This is a genomic window from Acinetobacter sp. F16, assembly GCF_052712855.1.
In genome coordinates this window covers 130,860-151,341 of sequence record NZ_JBRATK010000001.1, presented here as the reverse complement: position 1 = coordinate 151,341, position 20,482 = coordinate 130,860, and the positions used below count along the sequence as shown (strand labels likewise).

Below are 20,482 nucleotides of genomic sequence, written 5' to 3'. Positions count from 1 at the left end.
GGAGCTGACAATGCGTCACTACGAAATCGTACTTTTGGTACATCCAGACCAAAGCGATCAAGTTGTGGGTATGGTAGAACGTTACCTAACTCACATCAAAGAAGCTGAAGGTCAAATTCACCGTTTAGAAGATTGGGGCCGTCGTCAATTGGCTTACCCAATTAACAAAATTCATAAAGCTCACTACATTTTAATGAATGTTGAATGTGGTCAAACTACGCTTAATGAATTAGAAGAATTGTTCCGTTATAACGACGCAATCCTTCGTAATGTTATTATTCGTCGTGAAAACGCAATCACTGAAGAATCATTGCTTGCTAAAAGTGCTGAAGAAAAACGTGCGCGTAAAGCACAACGTGAAGAAGCACAACAATCTCAAGACTCTGCTGAAGCATAAGGAGAACATTAATGGCACGTTTTTACCGTCGTCGCAAGTTCTGCCGCTTTACAGCTGAGAAAGTTGCGTACATCGACTACAAAGATATCGATACTTTAAAACAGTACATCACTGAAAACGGCAAAATTGTTCCTAGCCGTATTACAGGTACTAAAGCTCGTTACCAACGTCAATTAGCGCTTGCTATTAAACAAGCTCGTTACTTGGCTTTGATCCCTTACACTGACAATCATAAGTGAGGTTGAGCTGTGGATATTATCTTATTACAACGCATTAAAAACCTTGGTAAATTAGGCGATAAAGTTTCAGTTAAAGCTGGTTACGGCCGCAACTACCTTATCCCTCAAGGTCAAGCAGTAGCAGCGACTGAGTCGAATACTGCTGCTTTTGAAGCTCGTCGTGCAGAACTTGAGAAAGCTGAAGCTGATGTTTTAGCTGCTGCTCAAGCACGTGCTGACCAATTGAACGAAGTTAACATCGTAATCACTGCTAAAGCTGGTGACGAAGGTAAACTATTCGGTTCAATCGGTACTCGTGACATCGCTGACGCGTTAACTAATGCTGGTCTTGAAGTTGACCGTGCAGAAGTTCGTTTACCAAATGGTGCGCTTCGCAACACTGGTGAATTTAACATCGCAATCCAATTGCATCATGATGTTACTGCTGAAGTTCTCGTTACTATCGTATCTGAGTAATTTTCTGCAAAAAAAAGAGCATGCTTTTTGCATGCTCTTTTTTTATCTCTGAAAATAGTCAAAATAGCTTCTCCAGATTCATTCAAAGTAATGTACACAATCTATTTTTACTATTTTTAGCTTAATGAAATTTTCGATTCGCATTTTTTTTAAGAACAGGTATGATCTGTCTAGACAAAAATCATTGAAAATTCACTGTTTGTCCCAATTTTCAAATTACTTATTTATCGCATTTAAAATCAGGGTTTTATATGTCACAGGCGAATGCCAAAGCTACGCTTAACTCATCTAAAGTAGATAATAAAGGAAATGAGTCAAGCCAATTAAAAGAGTTTCGTACCCCCCCGCATAACTTGGCCATCGAGCAAGCTGTACTTGCAGCGCTGATGACGGTAGCTGAATCTTTTGAACAAGTCGGTGATGTACTCAGTGAAAATGATTTTTATGCGACACGTCATAAGTATATTTTTCGCGCTATTGAAAAATTAACCCAAGAAAATTCGCCTTACGATGCCGTTCTGGTCAATGACTGGCTGATCAAACAGAATCTGCTTGATGCTGTTGGTGGTGAAGAATATTTAATGCAATTGATGGCAGACTCACCTTCCAGTTTTTATAACCTGGAAACCTATGCCAATAAAATTAAAGAATTTTCAACTTTACGCAGCATGATTAAAGTCAGCTCTGAAATTTTACAGAATGCTTATGACACCAAAGGTCGTAGTGTCAGTGAAATTTTAGACTTGGCTGAAACCAATATTTTTTCCATTGCTGAACAACATAACAACAATGCCAAAGCCCAAGGTCCAAAACCGATTAATGCCGTGGTTGCAGACGTATTTGACAAGTTAAATGAACTTTCTCAAATGGAAGGTAATATTACTGGTTTAACTTCCGGCTTCTTAGAACTGGACAATAAAACCTCGGGTATGCAATCGGGTGACTTGATTATTGTCGCTGCACGTCCATCTATGGGTAAAACCACCTTTGCCATGAACCTGGTGGAAAGTGTGCTGTTTAACTGTGATCTACCTGCCCTGGTCTTCTCTATGGAGATGCCAGCAGATTCGATCGCCATGCGTTTGATCTCAGCTTACGGTAAAGTTCACCAAGGTCACTTACGTTCAGGGAAACTGGATGGTGATGAATGGTCCAAAGTCACCGGTACGATTTTACAGCTTCAAGAAAAAAACCTGTACATTGATGATTCATCTGCCCTACCACCCACAGAATTACGCGCCCGCGCACGTCGTATTGCCAAAATGCATGGTGGTAAAATTGGCTGTATTATGGTCGATTACCTACAGTTAATGAAAGTTCCGGGTATGGGCGACAACCGTGTTGGTGAGATCTCAGAAATTTCACGAAGTTTAAAAGCTTTGGCCAAAGAAATGATGTGCCCTGTAATTGCACTGTCACAGCTTAACCGCTCACTGGAAAACCGACCAAACAAGCGCCCTGTGATGTCCGACCTGCGTGAATCCGGTGCGATCGAGCAGGATGCCGATTTGATTATGTTTATTTACCGCGATGAGGTTTATAACAAAGAATCGAAAGAAGCAGGTACTGCAGAAATTATTATTGGTAAACAGCGTAATGGCCCTATTGGTACAGTGCGTCTGGCTTTTGAAGGTCAATACACCCGCTTTAGTAACCTTTCACCCGAGTTTTATGCTCAATATAATGACGAAGAATAAGCAATAAAAAACGAGGTTATGACCTCGTTTTTTAACTGACTATTTATATATAAACCAGAGTCTTAAATCTTTTTAATTAAAACATGATTTAAGACCCGGTATGTTTTTCTCTCACTTATTTCACTTAAATATCAGAAAGCCAAAAAGTACTGCCATCTGCCCCGACATTTTAATAATAGAATCAAACAATGCTATCTAAAATTTGATGGAAATATACTTTAAGTTAGTGTTTATTTTCAGCCATAGGAATACAATATGGCACTCTATTCTGCTTATGTTCCTCACTCCATTTTGAGTGAGATCACCAGCATATCCACAATATTCTGATCGTAGCTTATAAGCGATTTTATTCAAATTGCTGTAATGTTTCATTGTAACCCCAAGGAGTAACTAGGGTGCGCCAAGCAACAGTTTATATTGACAGAGAAGCGCTGCAATATAATTTAAACCGTGTTAAACAACTTGCACCAACTGCTCAAATTGTAAGTATGGTCAAAGCCAACGCTTACGGACATGGAGTCAAAGACTGTTTAGCAGCCTTAAGTGGAACGGATGCCTTTGGTGTCGCCTGCCTTGAAGAAGCACTTGAAATTCGTGAGCTCGGCTATCAACAACCGATCACCCTCATCGAGGGTATTTTCTCTGAAGATGAAATGCGGGTTGTGGTTGAAAATAATATTGAATGCGTTGTACATCACCAGCAACAACTCGACTGGTTGCGAACCTATAAAAATGCCTATATTGGCAAAAACTTAAAAGTTTGGGTCAAACTCAATAGCGGTATGAACCGTTTGGGTTTTAAAGTTCCAGAAATTATTGAGGTGATTAACTCACTTAAAGCGGAAGGCTTTACTTGTGTTTTGGCAATGCACTTTGCCAATGCGGATGCAGAAAACCATCCGTTAAATGAACAGCAAAAAAATCAATTCCTTCAAGTCAAAGAAGCTTGTGCACCGATCATGGGCTCTTGCTGTAATTCGGCAGCCCTCTATAAATGGCCTGAATTGAATTTTGATTTTGTTCGTCCCGGAATTATGCTGTATGGTGCTTCACCGTTTGCAGATAAATCGGCACATGATTTAGACCTTAAACCGGTGATGACTTTTACTGCTGACATCATTGCTTTAAATCACATTCAGGCTGGTGAATCTGTCGGTTATGGCTCAACCTTTACCGCTGAAAAAGAAATGGATTTAGCCATTGTTTCGATTGGTTATGGTGATGGCTACCCGCGCGCTTTCCCTAAACAAAACTATGTAGCCATTAATGGTCAAGCAACTCGTGTAATTGGCCGTGTTGCCATGGATATGATTGCGATTGATGTCACAGGCTTAGATGCAAAAATTGGTACAGAAGTTGAACTTTGGGGTAAAAACCGCTTAGTCGATGATGTTGCAGAAGCCAATGGCACCATTGGGTATGAACTGTTGTGCCGCTTAAGCGCTCGCCCTATCAGAAAATAGATCTTTAAATTGCTAAAAAACCCAAGTTTTTACTTGGGTTTTTTTAATTCAATCGTTAAGCCATACTTGGCTGCACATCATACAAAAAACTCAAGAAAGCATCCAAGCTTTGTTCATTCAACTGATTTGGGGCAAAATGATGATGGCCCAAAGATTTAAAATAGTTTTGTATCTTACTATTTCGTCCCACATATTTCATCGACCAATCACTAAAATTAGTTTCCTTCAATGCACCGGTTTTAAGCAAAACAATTTCATCATGTCTCGGATCCTTTTTCAGTTTTTCTAAGAGAATCAAAATATGTTTTTCCTCACCTTCCAGGCATTGAAAAAAATAATCATCGGCATAATACAAAACCCCATGAATTTCATGTCTGGTATTAAAATCTCTAGCCTCAGTTAAAATATCCCGAACATCTTTTAAAATGGTTTCATCATTTGAGGTTTTTTTACTGGTATAACACAGCTGAATGATCATGACCCCTGCCTTCTTATTGTTTTTAAATAAGAAATATTATTTACAAAAGAAAAAATTCAATGGAAATTCTTAATTTTTCCATTGAATGAAATATAGCGAATGTTTTTAGCTGTGAATAGCAAGCGTCTAATCTAGATAATCATCTGTTGGAATAGGCAATTTCAGTAGGCCACAGCGTAAAGTGTCCGACCATTGCCTGCTCAATTGTCTAAAATAAGGATCTTCTTCATAGATTCGTTTGCCATTCGGAATATGCAATGAATCTTTTTTATAGACGATTGTATCTAATGGCATTCCCACTGAAACATTGGAACGTAAAGTAGAATCAAAAGAAATCAGACTACAGCGTACCGCCTCATCTAAGGGCATTTCATAAATTAATGCCCGGTCTAATATCGGTTTACCGTATTTACTTTCCCCAATTTGAAAATAAGGGGTATCTTCGGTTGCGCAAATAAAATTACCTTGCGGATAAATATTATAAAGTTCCATTTCCGAACCTTTAATTTGTCCACCCAGCAGAAGACTACAATAATAATTGCTTTGTTCGTGAACATGCGTCTCTTGGGTAACATCTGCAATGACTTTTCTTAATGTCTGCCCCACCAACTCTGCCATTTCGAACATGGTATTGACACTATACAAGTTGGGTTGTTGACCGAGTTCCAGATGATTGTTCAAATGACCAATAACCGCTTGGGTTGTCGCTAAATTTCCAGAGGTTTGTATTGTGGCAAATCGTTCACCCTCTACACCAAAGGTATAAAGTTTACGAAACACCGAAATATGGTCTACACCCGCATTAGTGCGCGTATCACTAACAAAGACCAAGCCATCTTTTAAACGTAGCGCGCAACAATAAGTCATGAGAACTCCTTATGACCTTTAAATTTTTCAGCAAGCGAGTACTTGAACAATAGAATTCATAGACTCAATACCACCGCGCTCTCTTATGCCTCTTACTGGTGCAACATCCCAATAATCTCGACCAATTGCCACATATATATGTGAATTAGGCACAAACAACTGATTGCTGGTATCAAAACAATACCACGAATTTTCAAAAAATACTTCTGCCCAAGCATGACTTGCAAGGTGAGATGTATTCGGTACAAATAAATAACCCGATACATAGCGTGCAGGTAGACCTAAATGCTTACACATCGCAATAAAGACATGGCTATGATCTTGACAAACGCCCTGTCGACATTGAAAAGCATCAATAGCAGAGGTTTGTACAGAGGTTCGATCCGGCACATAAGGAATATAATTGAGTATGGCTTCCGACAACCTCATTAAGTTATCCCGGTTTAGCCGAGGAACATAATACTCTGCAAAATTTTTCATTTCTGCATTACACATAGTGCTTGGCGTAGGCTGCAAAAATAACTGGGGATTGACCGCAATATCAATTCCAAACTGGGTATTTGGATTCATCTCCACAATGCCTTGCGCCATAATGGTCAGCTGGCTGTGAGGCTGGCGCTGTGAACTGGTGATCCAGACATTATGAAAAGCATCAGATTTAACTTGTTTCTCACCCGGTACGCTCACATTCCAAGAATGCACTTGTTGATGTACATTGCTAGTCGGCGTCATCTTAATGTACTGAATGCTGTTACGCGCTTGATCAGTATATTGGTAATGGGTTTGGTGATTAATCATCAGCCTCATACATCTACCTCAAATAGATTTTGAATATGATCACTGAAATGATAGAAATTCATGCTGTCTGGTTTTAACTTAAGTTGCTGCCATGCACTATCCAGTCGATCCCAACCAATCTGGTTCAATAAATCCACCGTTTTATCAATATTTTCCAGCGTAATCTTTCGATCTTGCTTCAGACGGAGCTGTCGATCTAACTGCTCTATATTTTTTCCCAAACTAAAAAATAGAAAAATAAATTCAGATTCCGCTTCCAGAATATCCTGACATTCTCCAGCAACATCACAAATATAAGCTGAATTTTCAGTGGCATTTTTGATCAGTTGATTGAGCTCTGCATAAGCTTTTGCAGAAAACACCCCACGTAAATCCTGTACATTATCTTTGGCATGCTGGAATTGCTGAGTAAAAGATGAAGGTTGTTCCGCATCTAGCAATAATGAATTGAGTGAGCTGGCATCAAAAGCGGGCAAGCAAAATGCATGCGCATATTGCAATGCGCTTTGGTTATTATGAAAGGGAAATTGACTGCAAAGATATTGAATACGCGTTAAGTATCGACCTAACCAAAAAATATGTTGAGCATTACTATTTAATAAAATCATGATTTCTTTCCCATGGTTAGATGTTTAAGAATGAAGATTATCGACCACCCATGTGTCTTTAACTCCACCACCTTGTGAAGAATTCACTACTAAAGATCCTGCCTGCATGGCCACACGTGTTAAACCACCGGGAACGATTTCTGTCCGATAAGGTGAACTGAGCACAAAGGGACGCAAGTCAATATGACGCTCAGCCACTCCAAAATCGGTCAGGGTTGGACAAACCGATAAATCCAAGGTTGGCTGCGCAATATAGAGATTCGGCACAGTAATAATTTTTTCCCTAAATGATTCAATTTGACTTTTCGAGGCTTGCGGACCAATCAACATGCCATAACCACCCGAACCTTGGGCTTCTTTCACCACCAATTGTTCCAGGTTAGAGAGTACATAATCCAGGTCTTGAGCGTCTCGGCATTGATACGTCGGGACATTTTTTAAGATTGCTTGCTCGCCCAGGTAAAAATGAATCATTTTATCGACATAAGGATAGATCGATTTATCATCTGCCACACCGGTACCGGGTGCATTTGCAATCACAACATTGTGACTCAAATAGGCTGACATTAAGCCCGCCACCCCTAAAGTGCTATCCGGCATAAAACATAATGGATCTAGATATGCATCGTCCACTCGACGATAAATTACATCAACCTGCTGTCTTCCACAGATGGTTTTCACATAAACCTTATCGTTCTCTACAAAAAGATCACGTGATGTCACTAAAGGCACATCCATTTCCCTTGCAAGGAAAGAATGCTCATAAAATGCGCTGTTATAACGTCCCGGCGTTAACACCACAATAAAAGGCTTATCAACATAGGCATTTTCAGCCAAAACTTCTTTGAGTAATTGCGGATATTGTTCAATACCCAGAATGTTATTTTGCTGGCATAAATCGGGCATGAGTTTCTGACTGATTCTGCGACTTTCCAGCATATAAGATACGCCTGATGGTGTTCTTAAATTATCTTCCAGTACATAAAATTCGCCATGACGGTCACGAATAATATCAATCCCGCTAATCTGGCTATAAATTTTACCTTTTAAGTCGTGTGAATACATATGCGGTTGATAGGCTTCATGCGTCAATACTTGCAACTCAGGCACAATATTGGCTTTTAAAATATCTTGTTGATGGTAAATGTCGTGTAAAAACAGATTTAGCGCACGTACCCGTTGTGAACAACCAAGTGCGACTTTATTCCATTGCTTTTTCTCAATCACCCGTGGAATGAGGTCATAAGGAATGGTTCGTTCAATCCCTTCCGATTCACCATAGACTGTAAAGGTAATGCCTTCATACAAAAAGTGATCTTTCGCTGCCTGGTTGAGCAACTTTAATTCATCAATGCTGTGTTGTGACAACCAATGTTCTATTTTACTGCAGGTTTCGCCTGACATGGCCTGATCATCGACCATTTCATTAAAAAAATGAGATTTAAGCTGCTGAAATAAACCGTTTATTTTCGAATGATTCTTATATTCTCCTATTGATGAATGAATATTCGTTCCTAGCGGATGAGTAAAATTCTCACCCGTTAAAGTTACATCTGGCCGATCCTTTTCTTTAAGCATACAACCCTCTTAATTGTTATATATTTTAAATGGAATAAAGCAACAACTATGCCAATAAAAATCCTTTTATCGCTTTGTGTATTTATTCATCAAAGCAAGTACGATTCAATGGCAGTTTCGTTCAACCATGTTTCAAAATATAGATAAGCTCAATTTGAAGGCTTGCGAAAATTATTCAGGTTTTTTATTGTGTTCAGCAGGCAATGGCGATATAAACAAGCTACTCGATTTTTAATTTAAGTTATGTCCTCACAAGAAAAAGAAACCTCGAACAGCCTGTACCGACAATGGCAAATTTTATCTCGTCTTTCTACCGGGAAGTGGATGGGTACCCGGGAGTTACAAGAAATTTTGCAACGTGAAGGTATAGATATCAGCTTACGCACCATTCAGCGCGACCTCAATCAGATCTCGCTGCGTTTCCCTATTGAAAGCAGCAAGACCGTGCCTCAAGGCTGGCGTTGGCGCTCGGATGCCCCGATTCAAAGCTTGCCGCATATGACCAGCTCTCAGGCGGTCACGTTTATGATGGTCGAAGAACATTTGAAACATTTGCTGCCGCCTAGCCTGATTGAGGAAATGAACCCCTGGTTTGATCTGGCTCGTCGCAGCCTGTCCACCCAAAACAATGTCCGCCAATGGATTAACCGGGTTCGCATTGTTCCGGCGACTCAACCGCTCATTCCACCTGTAGTCGATAAACTGGCGCAACAAGCCATTTACGAAGGATTACTGCAAGACAAGCAACTGGAATGTGTGTATCAGGGACGTAGTCACTTAAGTGAAGAAAAGACCTATATTTTAAATCCTTTGGCCTTGGTACAAAAAGGTGCGATTATTTATCTAATCTGTACCCGTCATGATAAAACCGATATTCAAACCTTTGCCCTGCACCGTTTTAAATCAGCCATTGTTTTAAACACACGTGCAATGCATCCGGTCAACTTTGATATTGATGCTTATATCGACTCTGGTGCCTTGGGCTTTAGAGTGGACTATAACCAGCCGACCGAAAATATTGCTTTAAAACTCATCATGACTGAAGAAGATGCCCACTATTTTGATGAAAGTCAGCTGAGCAAAGACCAGACCATCCAAAAACTGGACCATGGTTTAGCTCAAATTACTGCAAGCGTACCTTTTACCTCACAACTGGTCTGGTGGCTACGAGGCTTTGGCAACAAGATTCAGCATATTGAGCCCATTGAAGTTTCGAATGCGGTACATCAAATTGCTGATGAAACAAAATAACTGAAATAAAGTAACTGAAATAAAAAAAGTCCCAACAATTGGGACTGGAGAATATTTCTATTTGGATCTGTTTTTATTGTCATACTGTGAGCTTAAAAGGCATCAGGCCTTTTTTTTCACCCCGGTACAAGGCTTGAGGGCGGCTGTTTTTGTGAGTGCAGAAGAAAACATTGCGCTTTAACAGGCCAGATCTCCACTGTTATATCGAATTGATTTCATGGTCATATGACATTGCCTCTGTTAATTAGGTAAAACCAATATAGTGCCCAATCTAACCATTGAGAAATCATAAGATCAGAAGCTCTAAGCTGATTTTTTATTAAGCATTTGTTCTGGATTTCTATTCCATTCGGTTCATATCCAACAGGGTTAGATTTCTCTTTACTCAATTTTCATTAAGCTAGAAATAAGGTTCCATTCCAACCATTCTTTAATAAAAGAATTAATGATTATCCTGCTGACATACAACTCGATGTCTTAAGCAATGGCTTGGGTTTTACAAATCAGAACTTGTGAATTGGATATAAACTGGGCAGATTCAGGTTATGTATCATTCGATGGAAAACTTGAGAATGCCAGTTCCAGCTCAAATCGTCAGACATAGACTTTTAAATACCTTTTTCTCCCGCTACTCAGTCTGGTTCACTTTTATTTTTATTGCTTTAACCATTAGCTGGTTCCGGATTATTTATGCTCCGCATTATATTTATTATTTTTTTTCCGACACCTTGCTGAATACTTTATGGCTGATTTCCGGAGTCCTTACCCTCGTTGGCTTATATGACATCTTACAGAACAAACATTCCATTCTAAAAAACTATCCCATCATGGGACATTTCCGCTTTATCTTTGAAGATTTTCGCCCTGAAATTCGTCAATATTTTATTGAAGCCGACCAAGATGCCCTGCCATTTTCACGTATGCAACGTAATCTGGTTTATCAGCGGGCAAAAAATCAAAATGCCGATAAACCCTTCGGTTCCATTATCAACGTCTATCAACAAGATTACCGCTTTATCACCCATTCAATTACGCCGTGCAAAGCTGCCGAAATTGAAAGTTTTCGTATTCAAATTGGTAACCATCAATGTCAGCAGCCCTATAGTGCTTCCATTATGAATATCTCTGCCATGAGTTTTGGCAGCTTAAGTGCCAATGCGATACGTGCTTTAAATTTGGGGGCGAAAATGGGCAATTTTTACCATGACACCGGTGAAGGCAGTATTAGTCCTTATCATCTGGAAAATGGGGGCGATATTGTCTGGGAACTGGGCAGTGCCTACTTCGGCTGTCGTACGCTGGATGGCCAGTTTGATCCAGAAAAATTTACCCGGCAAGCCCTGTTACCGCAAGTCAAAATGATTGAAATCAAGTTATCGCAAGGGGCAAAACCCGGACACGGCGGTATTTTACCTAAAAGCAAGATTTCAGAAGAAATTGCCGAAATTCGGGGTGTTAGTCGTGAATATGATTGTGTATCTCCCTCAAAACACACAGCCTTTAATACGCCGATTGAAATGATGCATTTCATTCAGCGATTGCGTGAATTATCGGGTGGAAAACCGGTTGGCTTCAAGCTGTGTATTGGACAGCCCTGGCAATTCATGAGCATTGTTAAGGCCATACTGGAAACTAAAATCGTGCCAGACTTTATTGTGGTTGATGGTTCTGAAGGTGGTACAGGTGCAGCCCCGATCGAACTGATTGATCACGTCGGCACGCCTTTACGCGAAGGCTTGCTGTTTGTGCATAACACGCTGGTTGGCGCAGGCTTGCGCAAGCAAATTAAAGTGGGGGCAAGCGGCAAGATTATTAGTGCTTTTGACATTTCCAGCAGCATGGCCATTGGTGCAGACTGGGTCAATTCAGCACGTGGATTTATGTTCGCTGTGGGTTGTATTCAGGCACAAAGTTGTCATACCAACCAGTGTCCTGTCGGAGTTGCAACACAGGATAAAGAACGGCAAACCGCCTTGCATATTCCAACCAAAGCTGTGCGGGTATTCAATTTCCATAAAAACACCATGCTGGCCTTGTCTGAAATGATTGCAGCGGCAGGATTGAAACACCCTGCAGATATTAAGGCACATCATTTAGCGCAGCGCATTAATGACCGGGAAATCAAAAATTATGCGCAATTGCACTTTTGGCTAAAAGAAGGTGAATTGCTCAGCTGTGAAGATAAAGACGATGAAAATTTTTACTTCCGGATGTGGAACTTGGCCCATGCCGAAAAATTTTAGACTTTGCATAATCTAAAAATATACTTTTTTAGACACTGATTTATACAAAATTACTAATAGCTAATAATAACCATCTGAACTTTGAGCATGTAAAAATGCCGGAATGAGGCCAGTCAATGCAGCACGAATATCCGCACGTTCATTAATTAACTGATGCGACCCTTCTTCCAGCATCAACAAGGTCTGAAGTCGAAACTTGCGGCGAATAAACTCAATATTATAACGCCAGTCCACCGTCTGATCTTGCGCACCTTGCGCCAGCCACACCGGAATACGGCATGCCGGACGCGCTTCCATCTCCTGCATCCATTTGGACATGGCCAAAATCCAGTCCATGCCCATCATACGGGGTTGCAGAGGATCTTTTAAACGCACAAAGCGTAGAAACTCTGGATTGTGGTTATTGCGTCTAAAATGACGCGGCACTTGACGCTTGATCCGTCGAATAATGCCCAATCCTACAGAATTATGCCACCATGCCGATTTTGCAGGTCGAATCAGTGGAGAAAGTAATAACACACGCTCTACGTAGGGATTTTCACGGCGCTCTGCAAACTCCAGCAAATGATGCAGTAAAATAGCACCACCGGTACTCTGTCCAATGCCCAACCAGGGTTTAGGCAGTTGACTGGCACTTTTAACGTAGTGATAAACGGCGTGTAAAACCTGCTGATAATGATCAAAGTTTTTAATGTTTGCAGGTGAACCATCACTTAAACCATGACCGGGCAAATCATAGGTAATGACACTAAAACCCTGTTCCAGTAATTCACGAATAATTGGCTGATAAATACCGCTATGTTCCAGATAGCCATGCAATAAAAATACTGTTCCGCGTATTTTGTTAAAAGCAATATTGGCTAAATTCGGCTGGAATACCTGTACATGCAACTTGAACAAAGGCATTTGCACATAGCCTTGCCAATGCTCACAATCCAGTAAATGCATACCGTATAACTTACGATAAGCCTGAATCTCCACTGAAGGTTGATAAGGCTTATTCAGGTTTAAAGCTTCAAGCAATTGCGGCGTGGTTTCCCGACTTGGAACGGGCAAATCCAGCTGTTTTAAAATGCTTGGATTTAAAAATGGGATATCAGGCATCAAGGCACCTCCCGACAATCACTGGAACCAAACCAGACATCACGAATTGTGGCTAATATTTCATAATTGGCACGGCGGCTATGATCATAATTTCGTTCACTTGGACGCCAGCGTGTCAGATGTGTTGGTATGGGCGCTTCAACAGGCACCGTTTCAATACCATTTAATGCAAATAAACGGCGCGTACGCGGCATATGGTAACGATCGGTAATTAAAATTACTCGCGGCGCTCCACCTTTTTTTTGCAACAATAACGAGCTAAAACGCGAGTTTTCGCAGGTATTCATGCTTCGGTCTTCCAGTAATTTCGCATCGACCTCATGTTCTTTTAACCAGCGCTGCATATACGGTGCTTCTACGCCACTCAGTACAATCGGCAGTTGATATTCTTTTTCAATGGCTAAAGTTTTCTCTAGACGCAAGCGTGTGTATTCATTAACCACAATATCTTTGCCGTTTTTATCTAAAGTCAGTCCACCACCCAATACCACAATGGCATAAGGTTTTGAACTTTGCTGTGCTGGCTGTTCATTCTGTTCGTGAATTAATGCAATATCTTGATAAATGGTTTCATCAACAGGTTCTTCAGCGACTTGTTCCTGTTCAATTTTATGGGTACGGAGAAATTCTACGTATTTTTCCATCAACGCCTTATTTTCAGTGCTGTTCAAGTCCAATAAATCTTTGACCGCTTGAGTCGGGTCTTCTTGTTCTATCTCGTCATCTACAGCTTTTGCAAGCAAGGGAATGCGTGGTTTTTCTTCTTGTTCACTTTCCTGCTGTTGCGCGTCCTCAATCATATTTTGCAAGGCTTTATATCGCGCCTGAATGACAGTCAAATTCTCTGAATTATGGCTTTGGATTGCTTCTTCCATCAACTTTAAATAGGCTTGGCGAGCAATCCATAATCTGGAGCCCGGCTCTAAACTCTCATGCTCGCTCAATGCAGCCATTTGTTGACTTTTTGCAGCCACTTGATTGACTTCAACAGGAACAAAACTATTCAGGGCCTTTACCACCCAGCCTGAATAAAATGGCGAATAAATCAAAACCATGAAACAGCCGAAAAGGACAAATAACAGGGATGCTATTTGTACCAGTCGAACCATCCAATGCGATTTCGCCATAAATTTTTATTCCAAATGTGAACGAATTAAACCGGCTTCATCAAACAGTACCGGTTCAGGTTCTAATAAAATGTTAAATTTTTGCTGAACGTCATGTTGCACAGCATGATAAGTGGCTTTCACATCAGCCAAAGTCGCCTGATCATAATTCACCAAAACCAAAGCTTGCTTATGGAACATACCCACCATACCCAACTGCTTGCCTTTCCAACCCGACTGATCAATCAACCAGCCTGCTGCGATTTTAACGCCACCTTTTGCTTGAGGGTAATGGGGCAAATTCGGAAATGCTAGTGCTAAATGGTCATAAAGCTGTTCTGAAATAATCGGATTTTTAAAGAAACTTCCCACATTGGGATATTCTTTTGGATCTGGCAACTTGCTTTGACGGATTTGAATCACTTGTTTTTGCAGGTTTTCAGCAGTTTTCTCATCACCCACCGCTTGCTTGAGATCACCATAATTCAGCATTAAATTCGCATGCTTAAGCAACTTAAAAGTTACATGAGTAATCACAAAACGATTCGGATCATCTTTAAAAATACTATGCCGATATGAAAAATCACAGTCTGCAGCAACAATAATGTTAAATTTTTCTAATTGGCGGTCATAAACTTGAACCGATTCAATAAATTCACCTGCTTCGACACCATAAGCACCGATATTCTGTACTGGAGATGCACCGACCAACCCAGGAATTAAGGCAAGATTTTGTAAGCCATACAGATGTTGTTCTGTGGTCCACAATACAAAGTCATGCCAGACTTGTCCTGCACCCACACGAATGGTCTTGCTGTGTTCATCTTCAGCAAGATCTTCAATACCCTGAATATCCATATGCAGCACAAGTGCATGAAGATGTTCAGGCAATAACATATTACTGCCACCCGACAGAATCAGAACATTTAACTGCTCTTGCTTGGCATAATTTAGTGCATCGACCAATTCTTGCTGGGACTGGACTTTAATGTAATGCGATGCTGTCGCATCCAGACTTAAGGTATTAAAAGGCTTAAGTTGAATTTGAGTTTGAATATTCATGTGCTTAAACCTTTATTTCACATCTATCTGTTGTTTGAACTGTTGCTTAAAAATAGTGACCCACGCCAAACTACTCGATTCACACTGATCGAGTACACGCTCAAAACCCTCTACCCCGCCATAATATGGGTCTGGTAAAGCCTGTTTGAGATAAGTTTGATCGTATTCACTCATCAATGCAATTTTTGCCCGAATTTGACTTGTACCATACTCAGCATGTGCTTTCTGTGAAAGAGCTTGAATATTAAATAAATTTTCATGATCCATCGCCAGAATAAGATCAAATTCAATAAAGTCTTGAGGCTTTAACTGGCGCGCACGCAAGGCTGACAAATCATAGCCACGCTTTAAAGCATGTTTCTGGCTACGCTCATCAGGCGCTTTTCCGGGATGGTAATTACTGGTTCCCGCTGAATCAATCATCATATTGAGCTGATGTTCATCACAAAAATGTCTAAGCACAACTTCTGCCGTGGGAGAACGACAAATATTTCCTAAACACACACATAACACCTTATATGGCGTTTTGGATGACATAACAACCTCGATAACTGCTTTATTTTCAGGTGTCTTATGTTAAGTTATTTATGGGATGAATCCTATAGAACGCTAAAACAATAATCTTGAATTTGATATCAAAAAGGATGCAATAGATGAGCCATTTTCAATTCCAGACCGTCTCGAATATTATTTCAGGGCTTGGCTCGATCTATGAGTTAAAGCAATTATTGCAACAGCAATCCTTTAAAAAACTGTTACTGGTCACCGATGCAGGTATGATTCAGCAACAATTACACTTAGCGATTATTGAAATTTTAGAAACCATTCAACTGGATTATGCCATTTATTCTAACGTTCAGGCAGACCCACCGGAACATATTGTGCTAGATGCTGTTCAATTCGCAAAGAATGAAAAAATCGATATCGTGTTGGGTTTCGGCGGCGGAAGTTCTTTGGATGTGGCTAAAATCATCGCTATTTTGGCGCATCCTACACAACAGCAAACTCTGCAAGATTTATACGGTATCAATAACGCTAAAAATCCACGATTGCCCTTGTTTTTAGTTCCCACTACGGCAGGTACCGGCTCTGAAGTCACCCCTATTTCTATTGTCACCACGGGTGAAACCACAAAAACCGGGATTGTCTCTCCGGTTTTATTTGCTGATGTCGCCATTTTAGATGCCACATTTACCCAAAACCTGCCTGCTCACATCACTGCTGCAACAGGGATCGATGCGATGGTGCATGCAATTGAAGCCTACACCTCAAAAATAAAAAAGAATCCTTATGCAGACATGTTGGCCAAACAGGCACTACGGTTGTTGAATAACAACTTAAGCCTGGTCTTGGCAGATGGACAAAATTTAGAGGCACGTCAAAATATGCTGGTCGGTTCGATGCTTGCCGGTCAAGCTTTTGCCAATGCGCCTGTCGCTGCGGTACATGCACTGGCTTATCCTCTAGGTGGACATTTTCATATTTCGCATGGTCATAGCAATGCCTTGGTCTTAACCGAAGTTTTAAAGTTTAACGCACCCAATACCAAGCAACTTTATGCTGAATTGATGTGTTGGCTGGACCCAAAAAGTACCGGCAGTACCGACGGTTTATGCGATTTATTTATTGACCATATGCAAAATCATCTTGATAAAAGTGGCTTGATTTTAAAACTGAAGGATTTAAATGTTCCAGAAAATAAGCTTGAGCAATTGGCCAATGATGCTATGTTGCAAACCCGACTTTTACAAAATAATCCGCGTGAACTGCAGTTACAGGATGCCCGACAAATTTATGAAGCGGTTTATTCATAATTACCCCCCTTTTTAACCATTTTTTATTGACTTCAAAAATTTGTATCAATAAAAAACAATATCGCAAGGTCATTTATTTGCTGTAAATAACCTTGTTTTTTAGCTGCTTGCATTCATTTATTTTTACCAGTACAACTAAAGATAAATCACCTATAGAAAATAAAATTACAATGAAGCAAATACCAAAACAACGCCCTAATTTTTCATACTTCTTGCCCATTCAAACGCGCTGGTCAGATAACGATATCTATGGTCACGTCAACAATGTCACCTATTACAGTTATTTTGATACCGCCGCCAATGCCTTATTGATTGAAAAGGCAGGCTTTGATATTCGATCCTCCCCAATGATTGGATTGGTTGTCGATTCAGCCTGCAGTTTTTTTCAAGAACTTTCTTATCCTGAAATTATTGAAGTCGGCGTAGTCATTTCCAAACTTGGCAATTCATCCGTGCAATACGATTTGGCAATTTTTAAACCGTTGCATGATATCGCCTCGGCACAAGGTCATTTCGTACATGTTTTTGTTGATCGCCAGACACGAAAAAGCACCCCGATTCCAAGTGAAATGCGGGATGCTTTATCTCAATACTGCGTGAATAAATAAACTTATTTAAGCTGGATATTCTGTATTTCAGCATCAAAGTTTTGCAGAATATCCTTCACTGCGGCTTCTGCATGAAGTAGCTCTGAAGCACGTGCATAAGCCTTTTCTTTACGTTGATTTTGCATGCTATACGGCGTGGTTGCCTCAACTTCAGCATATTTAACCTGAAAATGCGTATTCGGCCATTCATTTTTTAATGCTTGTTCTAAGGTGTGCTGTAACTGATTTAACAACTGTTCATATTGAGGCGGAATATGGAATAGCGATTCCCCATCAATCTGACCAGTCATCACACCTTGTTGTGCCAGTTCCTGCACAGCAGGCGTTAAGGTGCTATGTCTAAACCAGTATTCCCACTTGTCTACGGTCCAATCACCTTCAAGCTGTTGAGGGCTGAGTCTTAAGATATCTTGTGGCATTAAGCCTGAATTTTGAGCCGATGCACTTTCAACTGCAACCTGCTTTTCTTCAAGACTCGGTTGTTCCAATTCAACAGGCTCATCGATCACCTTGACTGCCGCACTTTCAGCTTGTACAGGCGCAATTGGCATCTGTTCTTGGCTTAAGAACAAATCTTCTTCTTGAGCCGATACAGCAATGTTGTCTTGAGAGTCATCTTGAGACTTTGCAGTTTCAGCATTGAAATCATTTAAAGGGGCGATTTCATCAAATAAGAAATCATCACTGCTTGCCTCTTCTTGCTTGACGATCTCAGATACAGCCTGAAAATCGTCATTCGATTCATCTAAATCGAACAAAGCATCTTCCGAAGCAGGATCAAATACAATCTGATCTGAGCTTGCAGTTGAATTTGGCTTAGCAACATCAAGCATCGGTTCATCCAGAAAATCATCCGAAGATGGTTCTGGATTCTGTGAACTTAACTGTGATTGGATTTCTGCAACTAGTGTTGCTGGTTCGTGATATTCGTCAACTTGCTGTGGTGCATTTTGTACAGGTGCTTGAACGGCGACCTGTGGCGCTTGTTGCTGAACCTGCTGGGGTGCAGATACCAGAACTTCATTCGGTTGTAATGGGCGGAACGCAAGCAAGCGTAACACGCACATTTCAAAACCCTGCTCTTGTGTCACCGCAAGCTGCAAATCGGCACGGCCTTTACAAGCCACCTGATAATAGAATTGTAAATCTTGAGCTGAAATTAGCTGCGATAATTGCATGATTTTTTTATTAATTTCAGCACTATATTTCAGGCTTAAATCTGGTAAATATTGTAATAAAGCCAGTTCATGCAGCGTTGAAATCAACTGGTCTAAAACCAGTGAAACATCTAAAGCCTGTTGTCTAAATTGCATCAACAATTCACTGACACGTTGCTTTTGATTTTGATGAATGGCTGAAACCAGATCATAAATAATGGTTCGGTCAATCAAGCCCAACATCTCTTTAACATCTTGATGCTGAATTGCACCCTGACCATAGGCAATCGCCTGGTCAGTTAAAGACAATGCATCACGGAGTGAGCCTTGTGCAGATTCAGCAATTTGCCAGATTGCATCCTGTTCTGCCTGAATCTCTTCTTTTTGTAAAATATGGGTCAGATGTTCAGTAATTTCATCTACCGCAAGCGGACGCAAAGTAAATTGCAAACAACGGGAAATAACGGTAATCGGAAGCTTTTGTGGATCGGTGGTCGCAAAAAGGAATTTGACGTGTTCAGGCGGTTCTTCTAATGTTTTCAGTAAGGCATTGAATGAATGCGTAGAAAGCATATGCACTTCATCAATTAAGTAAACCTTAAAGCGACCCTGTGTTGGCGCATATGGAACATTATCCAGTAGTTCACGTGTATCTTCAACTTTAGTCCGTGATGCCGCATCAATTTCAATTAAATCGATAAAACGACCTTCATTGACTGCTTTACAGGTTGCGCATACTTCACATGGTGTAGAGGTTACACCCGTTTCACAGTTCAAGCACTTTGCCAAAATACGCGCAATCGTCGTTTTACCGACCCCGCGTGTGCCAGTAAATAAATACGCATGGTGTAAACGACCACGTTCTAAGGCACTGGTGAGTGCTCGTGACACATGGTTTTGTCCAACCAATTCAATAAAATTACGTGGACGATATTTACGCGCAAGTACTTGATACATGTATGCTCCTTTTTACAGGTCTAAGCATACTGTTTTTTTGACTAAGAGTGAATGAACAATCTGCAAAAGCTTTCAATCAAATGCGAGATAAGTAGAACTATTTTTTCGATTTTGCAATAACTTAAACAAACGGACTAGGTATTCTTTTCTAAAATAAAATCATCTTCGGAATTATAAATATGACCGGTCTGATCTTCCAAAATTTCAAGCAGTTGCTGATCTAAATCGACATAGATTAAATTGCGGGTCTTGACCTGCATCAATTCAATTTTGCTCTGATCGCTGTTACTAAACCGAAAATGTCCTTGAATGGTTTCAACCTCATTATGCCCACTTAAACTTTCACGTTTTAAAGTATAAGTCTTGTCCTGATTGAGCACTAAATCTACAGCCATGCCCGGACATTCCTCACAACGTGAAATACAGCCCATGCATGGTGTCGTTCCTTGATACTTACCCACCCATTTCGCAACCGTCACTTTCTGCTCGGAAACCTGATCGACTTGCTGGCTATTTTTATTACTTGGTGGAGTCGAATCCTGACAACCCAACAACACAGAAGAAGCAATGAGGGGAATAAGCAGCGGCTTTTTCATCAG

20 protein-coding genes are annotated in these 20,482 nt (G+C 40.6%); 9 read left to right on the top strand and 11 right to left on the bottom strand.

What is annotated here, in order from left to right; translation table 11 throughout:
• Positions 1-10 precede the first annotated feature (10 nt).
• The 5 genes from rpsF to alr all read left to right on the top strand — a co-directional run bounded on the left by rpsF (position 11) and on the right by alr (position 4,252).
• The gene (gene rpsF, locus ACU0NF_RS00745; RefSeq protein WP_053578020.1) at positions 11-397 is read left to right on the top strand and encodes a 30S ribosomal protein S6; all 387 of its coding nucleotides are present in this window, start codon (positions 11-13) and stop codon (positions 395-397) included.
• Between the two features lie 11 nt (positions 398-408).
• A complete protein-coding gene (gene rpsR, locus ACU0NF_RS00740) occupies positions 409-636 on the top strand; it encodes a 30S ribosomal protein S18 (RefSeq protein ID WP_004676982.1) in 228 nt (75 codons plus the stop codon).
• Between the two features lie 9 nt (positions 637-645).
• Positions 646-1,092 (top strand): 50S ribosomal protein L9, encoded by a 447-nt coding sequence (gene rplI / locus ACU0NF_RS00735; RefSeq protein WP_131216159.1) that lies wholly within the window; start codon positions 646-648, stop codon positions 1,090-1,092.
• A gap of 251 nt (positions 1,093-1,343) precedes the next feature.
• The gene (dnaB, locus tag ACU0NF_RS00730) at positions 1,344-2,789 is read left to right on the top strand and encodes a replicative DNA helicase (RefSeq protein WP_131382795.1); all 1,446 of its coding nucleotides are present in this window, start codon (positions 1,344-1,346) and stop codon (positions 2,787-2,789) included.
• 395 nt (positions 2,790-3,184) lie between these two features.
• Positions 3,185-4,252: an alanine racemase gene (gene alr / locus ACU0NF_RS00725; protein WP_445659808.1), complete on the top strand. Its 1,068-nt coding sequence runs from the start codon at positions 3,185-3,187 to the stop codon at positions 4,250-4,252.
• Positions 4,253-4,307: 55 nt separating this feature from the next.
• Here alr and ACU0NF_RS00720 read toward each other — a convergent pair whose 3' ends face one another.
• The 5 genes from ACU0NF_RS00720 to ACU0NF_RS00700 all read right to left on the bottom strand — a co-directional run bounded on the left by ACU0NF_RS00720 (position 4,308) and on the right by ACU0NF_RS00700 (position 8,581).
• Entirely contained in the window at positions 4,308-4,730 is a 423-nt protein-coding gene (locus ACU0NF_RS00720) for a BLUF domain-containing protein (RefSeq protein ID WP_445659807.1), read from the bottom strand.
• Positions 4,731-4,856: 126 nt separating this feature from the next.
• Complete coding sequence (locus tag ACU0NF_RS00715; protein ID WP_370983262.1) at positions 4,857-5,597, bottom strand: peptidase; 741 nt, start codon at positions 5,595-5,597, stop codon at positions 4,857-4,859.
• A 27-nt stretch (positions 5,598-5,624) separates the two neighbouring features.
• Positions 5,625-6,404 (bottom strand): transglutaminase family protein, encoded by a 780-nt coding sequence (locus ACU0NF_RS00710; protein WP_445659806.1) that lies wholly within the window; start codon positions 6,402-6,404, stop codon positions 5,625-5,627.
• Positions 6,401-7,003, bottom strand: a complete 603-nt coding sequence (locus ACU0NF_RS00705) for an alpha-E domain-containing protein (RefSeq protein WP_370983264.1) — start codon at positions 7,001-7,003, stop codon at positions 6,401-6,403. Before ACU0NF_RS00705 ends, ACU0NF_RS00710 begins: the two co-directional genes overlap by 4 nt.
• Positions 7,004-7,027: 24 nt before the next feature.
• A complete protein-coding gene (locus ACU0NF_RS00700; protein ID WP_445659805.1) occupies positions 7,028-8,581 on the bottom strand; it encodes a circularly permuted type 2 ATP-grasp protein in 1,554 nt (517 codons plus the stop codon).
• Between the two features lie 243 nt (positions 8,582-8,824).
• Between ACU0NF_RS00700 and ACU0NF_RS00695 the strand changes: the two genes are divergently transcribed.
• Positions 8,825-9,832: a helix-turn-helix transcriptional regulator gene (locus ACU0NF_RS00695; RefSeq protein ID WP_445659804.1), complete on the top strand. Its 1,008-nt coding sequence runs from the start codon at positions 8,825-8,827 to the stop codon at positions 9,830-9,832.
• Between the two features lie 572 nt (positions 9,833-10,404).
• Positions 10,405-12,075, top strand: coding sequence for an FMN-binding glutamate synthase family protein (locus ACU0NF_RS00690; RefSeq protein ID WP_131316565.1), 1,671 nt, complete (start codon positions 10,405-10,407; stop codon positions 12,073-12,075).
• A gap of 60 nt (positions 12,076-12,135) precedes the next feature.
• On the opposite strand, the gene ACU0NF_RS00685 is transcribed toward ACU0NF_RS00690, so the two are convergent.
• The 4 genes from ACU0NF_RS00685 to ACU0NF_RS00670 are packed head-to-tail and all read right to left on the bottom strand — an operon-like array spanning position 12,136 to position 15,884.
• Entirely contained in the window at positions 12,136-13,179 is a 1,044-nt protein-coding gene (locus ACU0NF_RS00685; protein WP_445659803.1) for an alpha/beta hydrolase, read from the bottom strand.
• Positions 13,179-14,306, bottom strand: a complete 1,128-nt coding sequence (locus ACU0NF_RS00680) for a YdcF family protein (protein ID WP_445659802.1) — start codon at positions 14,304-14,306, stop codon at positions 13,179-13,181. Before ACU0NF_RS00680 ends, ACU0NF_RS00685 begins: the two co-directional genes overlap by 1 nt.
• Positions 14,307-14,312: 6 nt before the next feature.
• The gene (gene murB / locus ACU0NF_RS00675; protein ID WP_171538638.1) at positions 14,313-15,347 is read right to left on the bottom strand and encodes a UDP-N-acetylmuramate dehydrogenase; all 1,035 of its coding nucleotides are present in this window, start codon (positions 15,345-15,347) and stop codon (positions 14,313-14,315) included.
• 12 nt (positions 15,348-15,359) lie between these two features.
• Complete coding sequence (locus tag ACU0NF_RS00670; protein WP_445659801.1) at positions 15,360-15,884, bottom strand: low molecular weight protein-tyrosine-phosphatase; 525 nt, start codon at positions 15,882-15,884, stop codon at positions 15,360-15,362.
• A 116-nt stretch (positions 15,885-16,000) separates the two neighbouring features.
• Between ACU0NF_RS00670 and ACU0NF_RS00665 the strand changes: the two genes are divergently transcribed.
• Complete coding sequence (locus ACU0NF_RS00665) at positions 16,001-17,161, top strand: iron-containing alcohol dehydrogenase (RefSeq protein WP_445659800.1); 1,161 nt, start codon at positions 16,001-16,003, stop codon at positions 17,159-17,161.
• Positions 17,162-17,331: 170 nt separating this feature from the next.
• Entirely contained in the window at positions 17,332-17,769 is a 438-nt protein-coding gene (locus tag ACU0NF_RS00660) for an acyl-CoA thioesterase (protein WP_284066810.1), read from the top strand.
• Between the two features lie 2 nt (positions 17,770-17,771).
• On the opposite strand, the gene dnaX is transcribed toward ACU0NF_RS00660, so the two are convergent.
• Together dnaX and ACU0NF_RS00650 are read right to left on the bottom strand one after the other, a co-directional pair.
• Entirely contained in the window at positions 17,772-19,883 is a 2,112-nt protein-coding gene (dnaX, locus tag ACU0NF_RS00655) for a DNA polymerase III subunit gamma/tau (protein ID WP_445659799.1), read from the bottom strand.
• Between the two features lie 134 nt (positions 19,884-20,017).
• A complete protein-coding gene (locus ACU0NF_RS00650) occupies positions 20,018-20,479 on the bottom strand; it encodes a copper resistance protein NlpE N-terminal domain-containing protein (protein ID WP_445659798.1) in 462 nt (153 codons plus the stop codon).
• Between the last annotated feature and the right edge of the window lie 3 nt (positions 20,480-20,482).